16 protein-coding genes are annotated in these 14,951 nt (G+C 69.6%); all 16 read right to left on the bottom strand.

Annotation, left to right across the window (positions count from 1 at the left end; all coding sequences use genetic code 11):
* Positions 1-639 (bottom strand): IS630 family transposase (locus tag AC27LF_RS43210; RefSeq protein WP_487227866.1); only part of this gene is annotated, 639 nt, incomplete at its 3' end.
* Positions 636-1,013 carry a helix-turn-helix domain-containing protein gene (locus AC27LF_RS43205; protein ID WP_479664648.1) on the bottom strand — a complete coding sequence of 126 codons (378 nt, stop codon included), beginning with the start codon at positions 1,011-1,013 and terminating at the stop codon, positions 636-638. The genes AC27LF_RS43210 and AC27LF_RS43205, both read right to left, overlap by 4 nt.
* A gap of 196 nt (positions 1,014-1,209) precedes the next feature.
* A complete protein-coding gene (locus AC27LF_RS43200) occupies positions 1,210-1,398 on the bottom strand; it encodes a hypothetical protein (RefSeq protein ID WP_479664649.1) in 189 nt (62 codons plus the stop codon).
* A gap of 392 nt (positions 1,399-1,790) precedes the next feature.
* The gene (locus AC27LF_RS43195) at positions 1,791-3,137 is read right to left on the bottom strand and encodes a tetratricopeptide repeat protein (protein WP_479664650.1); all 1,347 of its coding nucleotides are present in this window, start codon (positions 3,135-3,137) and stop codon (positions 1,791-1,793) included.
* 148 nt (positions 3,138-3,285) lie between these two features.
* A complete protein-coding gene (locus AC27LF_RS43190) occupies positions 3,286-3,720 on the bottom strand; it encodes a LexA family protein (RefSeq protein ID WP_479664651.1) in 435 nt (144 codons plus the stop codon).
* Positions 3,721-3,944: 224 nt separating this feature from the next.
* Complete coding sequence (locus AC27LF_RS43185; RefSeq protein ID WP_479664652.1) at positions 3,945-4,721, bottom strand: SAM-dependent methyltransferase; 777 nt, start codon at positions 4,719-4,721, stop codon at positions 3,945-3,947.
* 67 nt (positions 4,722-4,788) lie between these two features.
* Entirely contained in the window at positions 4,789-5,280 is a 492-nt protein-coding gene (locus tag AC27LF_RS43180; RefSeq protein ID WP_479664653.1) for a hypothetical protein, read from the bottom strand.
* Between the two features lie 57 nt (positions 5,281-5,337).
* Positions 5,338-6,159 (bottom strand): zinc-dependent metalloprotease, encoded by an 822-nt coding sequence (locus AC27LF_RS43175; RefSeq protein WP_479664654.1) that lies wholly within the window; start codon positions 6,157-6,159, stop codon positions 5,338-5,340.
* Positions 6,160-6,614: 455 nt separating this feature from the next.
* On the bottom strand, positions 6,615-7,859 hold the full coding sequence (locus tag AC27LF_RS43170) for a cytochrome P450 family protein (protein ID WP_479664655.1): 1,245 nt from the start codon (positions 7,857-7,859) through the stop codon (positions 6,615-6,617).
* A 15-nt stretch (positions 7,860-7,874) separates the two neighbouring features.
* On the bottom strand, positions 7,875-9,092 hold the full coding sequence (locus AC27LF_RS43165; RefSeq protein WP_479664656.1) for a cytochrome P450 family protein: 1,218 nt from the start codon (positions 9,090-9,092) through the stop codon (positions 7,875-7,877).
* The gene (locus AC27LF_RS43160) at positions 9,089-9,727 is read right to left on the bottom strand and encodes a GTP-binding protein (RefSeq protein WP_479664657.1); all 639 of its coding nucleotides are present in this window, start codon (positions 9,725-9,727) and stop codon (positions 9,089-9,091) included. The genes AC27LF_RS43165 and AC27LF_RS43160 overlap by 4 nt, the downstream gene beginning before the upstream one ends.
* Positions 9,705-10,052 (bottom strand): DUF742 domain-containing protein, encoded by a 348-nt coding sequence (locus AC27LF_RS43155; protein WP_479664658.1) that lies wholly within the window; start codon positions 10,050-10,052, stop codon positions 9,705-9,707. Before AC27LF_RS43155 ends, AC27LF_RS43160 begins: the two co-directional genes overlap by 23 nt.
* Complete coding sequence (locus tag AC27LF_RS43150; protein ID WP_479664659.1) at positions 10,049-10,492, bottom strand: roadblock/LC7 domain-containing protein; 444 nt, start codon at positions 10,490-10,492, stop codon at positions 10,049-10,051. Before AC27LF_RS43150 ends, AC27LF_RS43155 begins: the two co-directional genes overlap by 4 nt.
* A gap of 2 nt (positions 10,493-10,494) precedes the next feature.
* Positions 10,495-11,835 carry an ATP-binding protein gene (locus tag AC27LF_RS43145; protein WP_479664660.1) on the bottom strand — a complete coding sequence of 447 codons (1,341 nt, stop codon included), beginning with the start codon at positions 11,833-11,835 and terminating at the stop codon, positions 10,495-10,497.
* Between the two features lie 145 nt (positions 11,836-11,980).
* A complete protein-coding gene (locus AC27LF_RS43140; protein WP_479664661.1) occupies positions 11,981-12,913 on the bottom strand; it encodes a helix-turn-helix domain-containing protein in 933 nt (310 codons plus the stop codon).
* Complete coding sequence (locus AC27LF_RS43135) at positions 12,910-14,844, bottom strand: glycoside hydrolase family 15 protein (protein ID WP_479664662.1); 1,935 nt, start codon at positions 14,842-14,844, stop codon at positions 12,910-12,912. The genes AC27LF_RS43140 and AC27LF_RS43135 overlap by 4 nt, the downstream gene beginning before the upstream one ends.
* Positions 14,845-14,951 lie beyond the last annotated feature (107 nt).

The raw sequence follows: 14,951 nt of genomic DNA, 5'->3' as shown, positions 1-14,951 counted from the left end.
TGCGTCGTCGGTGGTGAAGTGCCAGTCGACTTGGCGCTGGTTGCTGTTGGTGTGCTGCTGCCAGGCGGCAAGTTCGGCGTTGAGTACGGCGAGGTCGTCGATGCGGCGGTCCAGGCACTGGCGGGTGAGTGCGGAGAGCTCGATCTCGGCGATGTTGAGCCAGGACCCGTGCTTGGGAGTGTGGTGGATCTCCAGGCGCTGGGCCAGCGCGAAGGCCTTTGCCGGGTCGAACGCCTCGTAGAGCGAGGCGGTGGTGTGGGTGTTGAGGTTGTCCATCACCAGCACGACCTTGGCGGCGTCGGGATGGTCCACGGTCAGCAGGTGCTCGACCTGGTGCGCCCAGTCGACCCTGGTCCGGCGGGGCTGGGCATCCACGCGCCGCCATCCGCGCAGTGGCTCGACCCAGCAGAAGATCGAGCAGGTCCCCGAGCGGACGTACTCGTTGTCCTCGCGCCGGTCACGGCCGGGCCGCACGGGAAGCGGATCGCGGACGTGGCCGAGCAGCTGGTACGGCTTCTCGTCCATGCACACCACCGGGCGCGCCGGGTCGAAGGGTCGGCGGTAGACAGCCAGGACGTCCTCCATCGCCGCGGCGAAGGCCGCATTCGCGGCCGGCGGGATGGCCCAGCACTTCTTCACATGAGGGCGCAGTTCCGTTTTTTTAACACCCGCCCGATCGTGGAGTGGTCCAGATCCGGGATGTCCTCGACCAGGGCGACATGCTTCTCCAGCAGGCGCAGCGACCACCGGGCATACCCCTTGGGCGGCGTCGAGCAGGCCAGCGCGATCAGCCTCGCCTCGACCTCGCCGGTCACGGCGGAGGGCACCGGCGGGAGTGCGCGTTCCTTCCGGCCGACCGTGGCCCACACATCGCCGCCGGTCTCCGCGTACCGCTTCGAGATCAGGCGGACCGAATCGCACGAGACCCCGACCCGGTCCGCGATCACCGCCCGCGGATCGACCTCGCCGACCGAGGTGTCGAGCGCGAGCAGCACCCGCGCCCGCCTGATCATCGACGCGCTCCGGACCCCCGTCGTCGTCACACGCACCAACGCCTGACGATCTTCGGCACTCAACACAACCGGATACTTCTTCTGCGAGGACACGGCACCCCTGCCTGGCCGAGCGAAAGCCTGCCCGACCCCAACTCCACCAACCAGAACGACACTTAGCCGCGACAGTCTACTAGAGGTACCACTGGCAGTGCGTTCACGAAAAGACCATAAGCGAGTGAACGGGGCCCAGCGGCCGGTGCGCCCAGCGGGCAGGCAGCGAGCCGTGGCCGGTGATCGACAACCCCACGTTGCCGATCACCGGACCCATGCCGATCTCACGGACCTCGTCGAACTGTTCCACGGTAGCGTCCACAAACCGCTCGGAGTCGGGCAGCACGAGCACGCAGTGCCTGTTCCACGAAGGCCCGGTCCGGCTCGGCGTGAGCGAGCCGTAGCGGGTCCCGCCTCCGTCCTTGTTCCGGATCGCCAGGTCGATCGGCAGCTATTCGGCTCGCACCCCCAGCTGACCGCAGGCGTTGCGCAGCGTCATGCACGCGTCCACGCACAGGTTCGCCGGCACACGGCCGTCCGCGAGGGCCACCCAGCGGCAGCCGGGGCCCGCTACCGCTCGCGCCAGCGGTTGGCCGAGTCGAGGAGGCGTTGCCTACCGGGGCTGAGCGGTCACCTTGGCAGGCCGCCCGGGTCCCTGCAACCAGTGGACTTGAATCGTGGCGGCTGAGGCTGGCAACGGTGGCGAGGCGCATGTATGGACCGGCCAGGTTGATGTCGATTCCGTCATGCATCGCCATCGCTGTCTCCCTCGGTGCCTGTAGTCAGCTCGCCGAGGCGTTCCAGGACGCGGGTGCTGTCGGGCCGGCTGATGGGTGAGTAACGACGGACGGCGTCCTGGTAGAGGTGGCGTGCCTCCTCGTGGCGGCCTGCTTCCTGGAGCGTCTGGGCGAGGAGTTCGCGGCTGCGTGCCTGCCACCGGGGGGTGCCCTGTTGGTCGGTTTCGGTGATCGCCTGTCGTCCGTGCTGTTCGCCCTGGTTGGTGTCGCCGTTGAGCGCGTGGGCGCGGCCCAGCCAGGCCATGGCCCGTGCCGCATCAAGGGGGTCGGGGATGGTGAGGAGTGTGGCGCGGGCGGAGGAGAGCGTCGCGACCGCCTCGCCGGTCCGGCCGAGGAGGAGCTGGGTCTGGCCCAGGGCTATGTCGGTTACGGCTACGGCGCGGCGGAACGTGCGCTCGCTGTCCGTGTCGTCGTTGGCTTCGGCGTGGTGAATGAGGGCGGTACGCCGGCTGCGAGCCTGGAGCAGGAAGGACTCCGCTTCCTGAGGGCGCTCGGCCGCAAGGTGGGTGGCACCCAGCTCGTGGAGCGCCTGCGCCTCGGCACGCGGGTCGCCGTGGGTACGCGCGAGCTGGAGCACTCGGTCGAACGCCTCGATGGCATCGGCATGGAGACCGGCAGTGCGTAGGCCCACGCCCCAGGTGCCGAGGATCTCCAGTTCCGCGGTGCGGTTCTGGCAGCGGCGGGCGGCGCCGAGGGCGCGCTGGTGGGTCTGGTCCCACAGGTCGTGGTCGTGGCGGGCGCGCAGCAGGGGCCACAGGGCGTGGGTGAGCTGCCACACCACCGAGTCGATCCCGGCCTCGTCCGCCGCGGTGATCGCCGTCCGGAGAGTGTCCCGGTGGGCTTCCAGCCACGCCAGGGCATCGGCGTCCGTCTCGAAGACGAGCGGGTCGGCGGGAGGGTGGACGTACTCCCGGGCGAGGGGGCGGTGGGTCGGGGTGAGCCGGTGTTCGGCGCGGGAGGCGGTGTCCAGGAGGTAGTCCAGGGCCCGGCGCAGGACCTCGGCACGGTGTTCGGGCGGTTCCTGGGCCAGCCGGCCGGCGGCATGTGCGCGGGTGGTGTCGTCGAACCAGTAGAAGGTGCCGGGTGTCTCGTCCGCGGATGCGGACTCGACCAGGCTGGTGGAGGCAAGCACGGCGAGGATGTTCTCTGCGTCCGGTCGCGGCAGTCCGGTGAGGGCGGCGGCGTAGGCGCTGTCGAAGTTCCCGTCGGGTAAGGGCAGGATGCTCAGGCGTCGGTACATGTCGGCGGCGCCGGGAGGCAGTGTGTTGTAGCGGGTGTCGGGAGATGCGGTCACCATTGTCCTCCGGGTGGTCGGAGCGGGTCGGGCGGTGTGTGGGATGCCGGCCGCGCGTCGTCAGGTGGCTGCCGTACGCGGTCCTTGGCGCCGGTGGCGGTGGGCGTCAGCGGGGTAGGGGGTGTTTGCTACAGGGGGTGTGTGACGGCTACCACGCGGCCTGTGAGGGTGGTGGGACCCGGGTGCGTGCTGTGTCCACGGTCAGCAAGGCGCCGTCGAGCAGGGCGGCGCTGACGGCAGGGGTGAGCCTGATCTGGAGGACGCATGCCGCCCCGGGTATGTCGTCGGTGCTGTTGCCGGGGACCAGAAGACTGCACAGAGAACCCGGGACGGCATCGGGGGCCGGGTCTGTGGCTTCAGCGTCGGCCACGATCTGGTAGGTGCGGGGACGGTTCGGATCACGTTTGAGCAGGCCCTTTTTCACCAGGATCTTCACGTGGTACTGGACGCTGGATGTGCTGCTCAGCCCCGCTGCCGTACCGATCTCGCGGAGCGAGGGCGGGTAGCCACGGTGTTGGGTCGATGCCTCGATGAAAGCGAGGATCTGCTTCTGGCGCCGTGTCAGCGCCTTGTCGTCCTGCAAGGCGGGTTCGGGTGCGGCCGGGGGTCGAGACTGACGGCCGGGCGGCCGGCCGGTTTCGTGAGCCCCGGTTCCCGGGGGTTGAGGGGGCTGTGGAGGCTCAGCCAGATGGCCGTGCGGAGTCCTCGTCGTAGGGGCCGGTGTCATGGTTGTCCTTCGTCATCAGTGCCCGTGGGCAGTCCCGGGTGCTGGCAGGGCGGCCGGCTGGTGGCGCGCCGGGTGGGCGCTCAGGGCTTGTATGCGACGCCTCCTATGACGTCAGTGGGCGTCGGAGAGGAGCCGGGCTCAGGACGCCACAGAGGACACGGGACGAGGCCGGGGTCCAGCAGTTCGAACCCCTCGTAGTAGGCGGCTATCTCCTCGGGACTGCGCAGGACGTAGGGGATGGCACCGGTTGCGTCGTAGCCGGCCTGCGCCTTCGACAGTTCGGCGTTGGTGTTGGTGCCGTCGTAGTGGATGAGGAGGCTGCCGGAGGGCAGGGCGTCCTTCAGGTGCTGGATGATGGCGGTGGCTTCGGTGTAGTCCTGGATGTGGCCGAGGATGCCCATGAGCATCAGGGCCACGGGCTGTTCGAAGTCCAGGATGGTGCGGGCCTGGTCGAGGATCTTCTCCGGGTGGTGCAGGTCGGCGTCGATGTATTCGGTGCTGCCCTGGGGTGTGCTGGTGAGCAGTGCTCGGGCGTGGGCGAGGACGATGGGGTCGTTGTCGACGTAGACGATCTGTGAGGTGGGGGCGATGCGCTGGGCGACCTCGTGGGTGTTGTTGGCGGTGGGCAGGCCGGTGCCGATGTCGAGGAACTGGCGTACGCCCAGTTCACCCGCGGCGCAGGCCACGGTGCGGATGAGGAATGCGCGGGATTCGCGGGCCATCGTCACGACCTGGGGAGCGATGGCGGCGTAGGCGTCGCCGGCCTTGCGGTCTGCCTCGTAGTAGTCCTTGCCGCCGGCCCAGTAGTTCCAGACCCTCGCCGAGTTCGGAACGGTGTTCGTGCTGCTGTGGTACATGGGGTACTTCCAGAGGTGTCAGGTCATCAGGACCTGGAGGTGGACGTCGTGGATGGTCAGGACCGGCTCAGATCCCAGGTGTGCGCAGGCGCGTCCCCGGGTGTGCGGGAGTGCTGAGGCTGGTGCACAGCGCTTCGGCCGGGGTGCACAGTCGCCCGGGCGGGGTGCCGCGGGTGATCCATCGCAGACCGAGGTCGTCGGCGCGGGCGGCACGCGGTGGGAGGAGCAGGGCGGGTCCGCTTCGGTAGGTGACCCAGGGCGGCCAGGCGTGGCCTGTGGAACCTGGTGTGACGAAGAAGGTCCACCGGGTGCCGTCAGCGAAGACCGCTCCGTGGTCTCGGCCCGCCCGGCGCAGACCGTCAAGGGCCGGTCCGGCGAAGGTCTGGGGTGCTTGGACCGCGTCGAACGTGCCACCGGCCTGGACGGGTTGGGCGACGGAACTGCGCCAGGCCGGGCCCAGCAGTACGAATGCCTCGCGGACCGGATCGTCGGCCAGTGTGGGAACACTCCATGCCTGTGCTTCGGGCGGTCGCATGAGGATGAGGGAGTCGGAAGTCATCGGGAGTCCCGCGTGGTGGGCGCGTCGGATGGATGGGCGGGCTTGCCCGGGGTGGGTTCAGGGGGCGGTGCGGTCGAGCCAGGACTGCGGGTGGGTGAACTCGTCCTTGGTGGGCAGCAAAGTCGTGTCTTTCCAGACCCGGTTGATCTGGTCGAGGCCCGCGTGGGCGGCTACGTACGCGAAGAAGCGGGCTCCTTCTTCGTATGCGGCGCGGCTTGGGCCGAGGTGGCGGATTCCGGGAATGTGGTTGTGGAGGCGGTACCGCAGAGACCGGGGGGCTTGCCGATCATCGACCGGTGCACCGTACAGGTGCTGTGTGATCTGCTGGTCCGTCCACCGGGCGTGCCCCTCCAGGAACATCGACGTGATGCGGGGATGGGGCATGGCGCGGTGCTCAGGAAAGAGGGTTTGCCATGCCGTCGTGTCGGTGTGGGCGGCCTGCACGTGATGGACCAGCTCGTGGGCGATCATCTGGACGAGGACCGGTTCGTCGGCCAGCAGTCCGCCGTGGTGCAGGGCCCGGGGGGCTATCCGTGTTTCCTGCTCGCCGTCGGCCGCCGTCACTGTCGCCCCGGTCACCAGAGGCCAGACCAGCACGGGGACGATGCGCGTGATCTTGAGGACCAGGGCGACCGGCTTGGTCTGTTCGGGTGTGAGGGCCAGGTCAGCGGTGTCCTGGATCAGGGTGCGCACCTTGGCGCCGATGTTCTCCCGCCGCCACGCCTTCGGTGTCGTGAGGCGGTAGCGGACGGTCGGGGGGAGGGTGAGGCCGGTGGTCTCCTCGATCGGTGTTGCCACTGTGGTCAGGATGTCGGTGATCCGTGCCGCGAGGTCGGGGTGGCGGCGGGTGTCGTCGAGGACGGTGAACCGGGACTGCACGGGCGATCCTTGTCTGGGAGCGTCGGTTGGCTTGATGCGGTGCGGCTCGTCGCCTGCGGTTCCCTGTCTGCGGGGACGGGCCGCGGGCGGTGGGGCGGGGGGTTGTTATCCCTGGTGGGAGCGAGCGGCTTGCGGTCCGTGGCCGGGGCGGGGTGTGTGCCGGGGGTCCAGGAGGACGGGTATCAGGCTGCAGAAGAGCAGAATGACGGCGGCCGTGGCTCGAACGGCCTTGCGTGCGGTGTGCATGCGGGGACTTTCCTGATGGGTAGGGCTATTGGGGCGCCGGGCCGCCGCGTCTTGCCGCAGTGGGCGCCGGGCGTACGCGGAGCTGCCGGGAGCGTGAGAACGGTCGTGTCGTCATGGTTTGCCCGACTCGACTGCGGAGTCGCTCAGGAGGGGGCGGCATGCCGGGGGGCTCGGGCTGCCCGGCAAGGTCAGCGTGGGATCGGGGCGGATCAGGCGGCGAGTTGTAGGCGGACAGGCAGGGTCTGATGTCCGTTGCTGATGAGCGAGGGGAGCGGTGCGAGGTCTTCGGCGGGGACGGCGAGTTCGATGTCGGGGAAGCGTTCGAAGACTCGGCGGAGGGCGGTGGCGACTTCGAGGCGGGCGAGGGGAGCGCCGAGGCAGAAGTGCGCGCCGTACCCGAAGGCGAGGTGTTCTTTGGAGGGACGGGTGATGTCGAACCGGTCGGGGCGCTCGTGCCAGTCGGGGTGGCGGTTGGCTGCGGCGTAGGAGGCGAGGATGGCTTCGCCCTTGCGGATGGTCGAGCCGTTCGGCAGGGGGATGTCGGTGAGGGCATAGCGCAGCGGCAGGTGTTTGACCGCGGGGTGGGCGCGCAGGGTCTCCTCGACGACGTCGTTCCAGTTGGCGCGGCCGGCGCGGATGTGCTGGAGCTGGCCGGGGTCGGACAGCAGGGCGACCAGGCTCTGGTCGATCACGTTGACCGTGGTCTCGTATCCGGCGCTGATCATCAGCACGAGGGTGTCGCGCAGTTCGGCATGGGTGAGGCCGTCGCCGTCGCCGTCGTGGTCGCGGGCGGCGATGAGGAGCGAGATCATGTCGTCGCCGGGCTGGGCACGCTTGGCCTCGATCAGCACGTCGAGGGACCGGTAGAGGGCGCTGGTGTTCGCGGTGGCCTGGTCGCGGGTGAGGGTGGTGTCGAAGACGCCGTCGACCACGCCGCGGAAGCCGCCGCGCTGCTCCTGGGGGACACCCATGATCTGGCAGATCGCCGCGATCGGCAGCGGGTAGGCAAGGTGCTCACGCAGATCGATGATCTGTCCGGCCCGCCGTTGGCCGAGGTCGTCGAGGATCGCGGTCACGATCTGCTCGATGGCGGGCTGAAGAGCCTGGATGCGGCGCGAACTGAAGGCGGGGGCGATCATGCGGCGCAGCCTGCGGTGGTCGCCGCCGTAGGCGGTGAACATGTTCTTCACCGCGATCCACAGGGCGAGCGGCCAGGTGCCGACGGTGTCGGCGAACAGGGGCCAGTGCCGGCGGGCGTCCTTGGAGACGTCCGAGCTTCTGAGGAGCTGCTTGAGGAGCTGGGGGTCGGAGACGGACCAGGCGGTCACACCGAGGACGTCCACACGGGTGGCCGGGCCGCGGGCGTAGAGGGCCTGGTGCTCGGTGTGGGGGTCGGAGCCGGCGGGATCGAGGACGAGGATCGGCTGCTCGGAGGAGGACACGGTGGAGGACACGGCGGGTCTCCTTGGTCAGGCTGCGAGGGTGACGGGCAGGGATTCCAGGGCGCGGTGGAACGGACCGGGCCTCCAGCGCAGTTCAGAGGCGGGCACGGCCAGGTCGATCTCCGGCTGGGCATCGAGGAGGTAGGTGATGGCGGTCTCCGCGATGAGGTAGGCGGGTACGCGGGCGGGGCAGGTGTGGGGGCCGGCGCTCCAGGACAGGTGGGCGCGGTTGCCGGTGACGGCGTCCGCGGGGAGGCCGGCGGTGAGCTCGGGGTCGTTGTTGCAGCCGGTCATGGAGATCAGCACGGGCTGGTGAGCCGGGAGCAGGACACCGTCGACGTCGGCCGGGTAAGGGGGGTAGGAGATGCAGTAGTTGGCCATCGGCGGGTCCCTGAACAAGACACCGTCGAGGGCGGCGCGGACGCTGGTCCGTCCGGCGTGCAGGGCGGCGGCGAAGCCCGGGTCGGTCAGGATCGTCAGGATGGTGTTGGCGATCAGGTTGGCCAGGGGTTCGATGCCGGCGCCGTAGAGGGTGACGAGCTGGTGGGCCATCTCGGTGTCGTCGAGGTGGGCGGGGTGGGCGAGCAGCCGTGTCGTGATGTCGTCGCCGGGATGCTGCCGGCGCAGGGCGACCAGTTCGGCGACGGCTTGGGCGAGGATCGTGTTGCCGCGGGCGGCAGATGCGGGATCGGTGGCGTTGAAGATTTCGGCCATGCCGGCGCCGATCTGTGACCCGATCTCCTGCGTGCACCCCAGCAGCCCGTTCAGGGCCCGGGAGGCGATCCTGTGCGCGTACTGGATGAGGAGGTCCACATAGCCTGCGGGCTGGAGTTCGGCGAGGGCTTCGGCGCAGATCTCCTCGACGAGGCGGTGCAGGGCGTGCTGGTCGGTGGCATCGATCGCGGCGGTGTTGGCGGCCCGGTAGCGGGGGTGCTCGGCGGGGCCCGACCTGAGCGCGTTGGGCCGCCACTCCATCATCGGCCGCACCGGGCAGTCCATCGGCACCTGCTGCTGCCACGTCCTGGGGTCCGCGGGGAACCGGTTCGGGTCGTGCAGGATGCTCAGGGCCTGCCGGTAGCCGATGACGAGGGTGGCCGGGATGCCGGGGGACAGTTCCACGGGCACCAGCGGGCCGTGAGTGTCCCGCATGCGCGCGTAGGCGGCGTGCGGGTCGTCGGAGAAGTCCCGCTCATACAGGACGACTCTGTCGGGTGCGGCGGCCGGGTTGGGGGTGGTGGGGGTCATCGCAGGGGCTCCAGGAGGGTGTCTGCGCGGAGCGCGGGCAGGTGTTCGACCAGCGTGATCAGGGCGAGCATGCTGGAGGTGCGGTCGCGGGCATCGCAGAAGGTCAGTGACGTTCCGGGATCCAGGGCCAGGGCCTGACGCAGCTCCGTCTCCGGGTAAGAGGGGGCGTCCGGGAAGGTGTTGATCGCGACCGTGTGCGGCATGTGGAGGGCGTCGAGGAGGTCGAGCGCGGGGTGGCAGGCGTCCAGGTCGCGGGTGTCGGCCAGGACCAGGCAGCCCATGGCTCCGTCGGCCAGGTCCTGCCACAGGAGCCGGAAGCGCATCTGCCCGGGGAGCCCGAACAGATACAGGGCGATCTGGTCGCCCTGGCCGTCGCCGTCGGACAGGTGGAGACGGCCGAAGTCGATCCCGACGGTGGTGGTCGTCTTGCCCGGCGTGCCGCGCAGGTCGTCCACGCCCACGCTGTCCTGCGTGATGGGCTGCTCCATCCGCAGCGGCTTCACGTCCGACACGCTGCCGATCAGCGTGGTCTTGCCGACGCCGAAACCTCCGGCGATGACGATCTTGGCGGACTGGGTCACCGAGGCCGGCACGTAGGAGACGGGCGCCTCATCACAGTGCCTTGCGGAGTCCATTGAGCACTCTCCTCATCAAGAAGGCGTCGGGCTGGTGAGCGGCGACGGGGCTGGTCAGATGGCCGCTGTCGACCAGGGACGACACGAGAATCCGCGCCGTGGTGGGCGGCAGGTCCAACGCGGCGGCGATGTCGGCGACCGCCAGACCGCCACGCCCACCGGAGAACAGGGCCATCACCCGCCGGGCGTCGATCCCCACCCCGGTGAGGGGGGCTGCCGCGGCGATGACCACGCTTTCCAGGCGCACGTCCGGGCGTGTGCGGCCCTGGCCGCGTGTGCGGACGTAGGGCCTGATCATGTCGGGGTCACGCCGCGGCCCGGTCATGCCGGCACGCCGCCGTCCGCCTCAGGGTCCGTCTCAGGGCGGCGCTCGGCCGTTCCCAGCTGCTCCCTTGTCCGCACCGCCAGCGCCGCCATCTGGTGGCTGATCAGCCCGATGTCGGCGTCGGGCTCGGTGCAGACCGACAGCAGGCTGTGGTCCCCGGCCACCGTCGTCAGCGAGATGCAGCCGTCCAGCTCGACCAGCACCTGCCGCATGCGCTCGTCGCCGGTCAGATCCCTGAACGCGAGCGCGGTGGCCCGCAGTGCCGCGGTGAGCGCCGCGTATTGCTCCGCCTCCGTCTGGCCGAGCGTCCGGGTGCGGGATTTCAGCAGGCCGTCACCGCTGACCAGGACGGCGTACCGGACACCCGGGACGGCACCGATGTGCTCGTCCAGGAGCCAGCCCAGCGAATTCGAATGCGTTTCAGCCGCAGCAGCAGCCATGGTCAACGTCCCTCATCTGCAGTGGTCTTCTGATCTGCCCGTGCCCGTTGCGTCCCTTGCTGCCAGGCCGCCGCCACGCTCGGCCGTCCCGGCTCCGCCGGGGCCGCCGGCAGGGCACGCAGGGCAGGAGCGGCCTGCACCGCCGCCCCCTTCCGCCGGCGTGTGAGCCCGCCCGCGGTGGTGGCCGCCGCAGCGGCCGGCTCGGATCCGGCATCCTCAGATGCCGGTGCCGGCTGCTCGGCCGGTTGTTCCTTGACAGGAGTGGTGAGCAGCTCCGTGGGCAGCACGATCACAGCCCGCGTGCCGCGGAAGATGTTCGGCGCGGTCATCTCGACGTGGAAGCCGTAGCTCTCTGCCAGGAGGGCGGCCACGCGCAGGCCGGTCTGCGGGTAGGCACCGAGCTGGGTGATGTCGCGTCGCCGGCCGGACAGAATCTCCCGCGCCCAGGCCAGACGTTCGGGATCCATCTGCAGGCCCGCATCGTCCACGATCAGCGAGCAGGTGCTGTGGCCCTGCTGCACCGAGACATGCACCCGGGCCGACGGCGGCGAGTACCTCGCCGCGTTGTCCAGGAGCACGGCCAGGGTGTGCACCACCGCCTCCACGGCCCGGCTGTGCACGGCGACATGGTCGATCTCCGGGTGCTCGATGCGCTCGTATGCCTCGATCCGGCCCATCGCCATACGCACGACGTCCGTCAGCGTCGTCGCCGGCCAGCGCCGGGTGAGCTTGCCGCCCGCCAGCACCGCATACCCGGAGCCGGCCAGCAGCATCTGCTGCGCCAGGTGATCGATCTCCACCAGGGTCGCGTACGCCTTGTCCGACACATGCTGCCGCACCCCTGTACTGATCGTGTCGCCGAGCCTGGTGGCCCGCTCCACCACGGTGTGAGCGAAACCCCGCACCGCGGCCTCCGCCACCCCCACCGCCTCCTGCCGGGCCTGCGCAACCCGGCGCTCACCCTCCGCCCGCACCTGCGCCACCCGCACCTCGGACGCCGCCCGGGCCTGCTCGTTCACCTGCCCCATCACGGCGCCGCACTGCCCGGCCAACTCGGCAAGCCGGCCCGCCAACGGCGTGCCCTCCAACTGCGGAGGAATGACCAGACCGGCCCCGTGCCCTCGGCCGGCCTGCACCGCACCACTCAGCGCCGGAAGCACGGTCTGCGACAGCTGACCGAGATAGACCTCAGCCGCAACGAACTGTTCACCCAGCCGCTTGGCCCCGCTCCTGCAGCGCTCCGCCTGCCGCCGGCTCCGCTGCCACTGGGCCCGGTAGTGCAACGCCGTCCAGCCAGCGGCCACCGAGGCCAGCACGGCGATCGTCAGTATCACCTCAGTCATCAGCAGGCCCTCACGAACATCGCCGCGGCGGCAGCGCACGCAACTGCGGCTCCTGGAACGGTCCGTGCACCATTTCCAGGCTCCAATGCCGGGACTGTGAGCGGGCTGATATCGACAGGCTGCATAAGCCATTTCTCCAAAGTCATCAGGGGCGGGCACCAGCGATCACGGCGCGCACCCGGTCCGGCCGTACGCCCAACCGGGCCGCGACAATCCTGGGCGGCTCGTGTTCGGACCGCCGGATGATCTCGGCCGCGAGACGGTCCGGGTTCCGGTGCGCGCGGAGCGCGTCGAGCACCGTAGTGAGGGGAATGCCAAGCTCGGCCGCAATGGCTTGCGTTCCCTGCCCCCGGTCGAACCGGCCGGCGATGTCCCGGTACTCCTTCTCCCAGGGCTTGGCCGGCATGTCGATGCGGACCGGTGCAACCTCGTTCGTGAATGTCCTCGGCCGGCCGCCGGGGGGCTGCATTTCTATGCCGTGCTCCCGCAGCCGGTATCTCACCGTGGTCTTGCTGACATGCAAAATACGGGCCGTCATCTCTGTCGAGAGCGTCGCGCTGTACGCTGCCTCAAGCCTCGATGGATCGATATTCACGCGGCTGTAACGGCGTCCCTTGACTCCCGCGTCCGTCAGCCCCTTGACGACACGGTGATACGACTGCCCCGTGACCCTCACGACTTCATACGTACTGAGCCCTGCCCCTTGCAGCGCTACCACGGCATCCGACAGCGAGGCGTAGGTGACCGGCTCCACCACTTTGAGCCGCCGTGGTCTCACGGGTCGCTGATTACCACCGGGCGGCCGCAACCGCACCCCAAAGGCGCGCAGGCGGTTCCGGGTCGCTCCATAGGAAAGCCCGGAAAGTGTGGCCAGTTCACTCAGCGAAGTGCCGCTTTCGTAAAGTCGCACCATGTTCGACTCGGCCAGCTTCGGCTGCTTCAGCCGCCTGCCTGATTTGACAGCTTCTCTGACGAACTCTTCCGGCCGGCGGAGCTCTTTCGCTATCTGGCGAACCGACATGCCACGGCTGCGGAGGAAACGCGCAGCATCAGGTAAATCGAAGGTCCTCGTTGTCATTTCTTCACACAGCTTGAAGGGGCTCGTACGCTCGTGAGGAATGCGCCCCATCCGTAGGAACTGTCGGACACCTGCGGGACGTCACCAACGGGACAAGGAGACGGGGTTCCGGGTTCCTCGACTCGTGGGGGCGGTGATTGGGCGAGGCGGTGCAGCAGGAGCGCGCTCTCGACCAGCCCGATGTGACTGAACGCCTGCGGGAAATTACCGAGCTGCCGCCCGCCCGCGTACTCCTCGGCCAGCAGACCTAGGTCATTGCGCAGACCGAGGAGCCGGTCGAACAAGTCCCTGGCCTCCTCCAGCCGGCCGGTCAGAGCGAGGGCGTCGACCATCCAGAAGTTGCAGAGAAGAAAAGCCCCTTCGTCGCCGGAAAGGCCATCGACGCCGGCCTGTTCACCGGCTGTCGAATACCGGCGGACGAAGCCCTCCGGAGTGGACAGCTCCCGGCGCACCGCCTCCACCGTCCCCACCACGCGCGGGTCGTCGGCCGGCAGGAACCCGACCCGGGGAATCAGCAGCACGGCCGCATCCAGCTCCGCCGAACCGTAGGACTGCGTGAAGGTGTTGCGCACCGGGTCGAAACCGAGCGTGCAGACCTCGCGATGGATGGCCTCACGCAACTCGACCAGTGCGACCAGGTCGACATCGAGGGCGCCGGCCTCGGCCAGGCGGATCGTCCGGTCGACGGCCACCCACGCCATCACCTTGGAGTGCACGAAATGCCGCCGCGGCCCGCGGACCTCCCAGATCCCCTCATCCGGCAATTGCCACCGCCGCGCCAGGTGCTCCACGAGCCGCTGGTGCAGGACTGCCGTGTCCCTGCAGCGGGCGACACCGCTGCGGTGCGTGAGGTAGAGGGTCTCGATGACCTCCCCGTACACGTCGAGCTGCACCTGCTCCGCAGCTGCGTTGCCCACCCGCACCGGTGCGGAACCCTCATACCCGGGCAGCCACCCAAGCACCCGCTCCTGCGGCAGGTCCCGCTCCCCACGGACCCCGTACATGATCTGCAGGTTCTCTGGATCACCCGCCACCGCCCGCAGGAGCCACCGCCGCCACGCCTGCGCCTCCTGACGGTATCCCGTCCCCAGAAGAGCCGCCAGCGTGGTGGAGGCATCACGCAGCCAGGTGTAGCGGTAGTCCCAGTTCCGCCTGCCGCCGATCTCCTCGGGCAACGACGTGGTCGGCGCCGCCACGATCCCCCCGCTCGGCGCGTACGTCAGCGCTTTCAGCGTGATCAGCGACCGGACGACCGCCTCACGGTCCGGCCCGTCATAGGTGCACTGCCGCACCCACTCCCGCCAGAAACCGAGCGTCGCAGCCAAGGCAACGTCTGGGTCCGGGACGTCGGGAGGGGCAGCATGGGACACAGTCCAGCTGAGAACGAACGCGACGCTTTCGCCCGCGGCCACCGTGAACGGGCTGATGATGCTGCCGTCCTTCTCCCGCTGCTCGGTCGAAGTGTCCAGCCACAAGGCATCCGCGCCCGCCTCGGCGACCATCCGACCCTGCTCCCCGTGGATCCACGGACTGACACGTCCGTACCCCGGCCGCGGGCGCAGCACGGAGACCATCGGCACCTCGCCCGCCACGCCCTCCACGATCCGGATCAGTCGCGGGACCCCGGCGCGCGGCGGCATGAAGTCGGTCACCCGGACCGTGCCGGCGGGGGTGTTCCACTCGGACTCAAGGACCAGCGAGTCGCCGCGGTACCGCCGACTGGCCGTTGCAGCGGGTGCAGCAGCAACGGCTGTGTCCGGGCCTATCCGCCACGTGCCGTGCTCGTCTGTGCCGAGCAGGGCGGCGAAGACGGCAGCCGAGTCGAACCGGGGCAGGCACAGCCAGTCGATCGAGCCGTCCTTGCCGACATGGGCGCCGGTCTGCATGTCGCCGATCAGGCCGTAGTGCTCGATGCGGGGGTGGCGTGTCATCTGGTTTCTCCGTGGATCGCCCCGGATTGGGGCCGGTCGGGTGAAAGGGCATCGGGCGTCGCCGCGGGGTGCCGGGCCGGGATTCAGGCTGATGGCGTTTGCCTGCC

The organism is Streptomyces diversicolor (assembly GCF_057537855.1).
This window is presented reverse-complemented; position numbering and strand designations above follow the sequence as displayed.

Coding starts and splice junctions, on each gene's coding strand:
- AC27LF_RS43135 (WP_479664662.1), bottom strand. CDS start 14,844: ATGACACGCCACCCCCGCATCGAGCACTACGGCCTGATCGGCGACATG.
- AC27LF_RS43205 (WP_479664648.1), bottom strand. CDS start 1,013: ATGATCAGGCGGGCGCGGGTGCTGCTCGCGCTCGACACCTCGGTCGGC.
- AC27LF_RS43140 (WP_479664661.1), bottom strand. CDS start 12,913: ATGACAACGAGGACCTTCGATTTACCTGATGCTGCGCGTTTCCTCCGC.
- AC27LF_RS43185 (WP_479664652.1), bottom strand. CDS start 4,721: ATGTACCACAGCAGCACGAACACCGTTCCGAACTCGGCGAGGGTCTGG.
- AC27LF_RS43180 (WP_479664653.1), bottom strand. CDS start 5,280: ATGACTTCCGACTCCCTCATCCTCATGCGACCGCCCGAAGCACAGGCA.
- AC27LF_RS43160 (WP_479664657.1), bottom strand. CDS start 9,727: ATGGACTCCGCAAGGCACTGTGATGAGGCGCCCGTCTCCTACGTGCCG.
- AC27LF_RS43150 (WP_479664659.1), bottom strand. CDS start 10,492: ATGGCTGCTGCTGCGGCTGAAACGCATTCGAATTCGCTGGGCTGGCTC.
- AC27LF_RS43155 (WP_479664658.1), bottom strand. CDS start 10,052: ATGACCGGGCCGCGGCGTGACCCCGACATGATCAGGCCCTACGTCCGC.
- AC27LF_RS43145 (WP_479664660.1), bottom strand. CDS start 11,835: ATGACTGAGGTGATACTGACGATCGCCGTGCTGGCCTCGGTGGCCGCT.
- AC27LF_RS43165 (WP_479664656.1), bottom strand. CDS start 9,092: ATGACCCCCACCACCCCCAACCCGGCCGCCGCACCCGACAGAGTCGTC.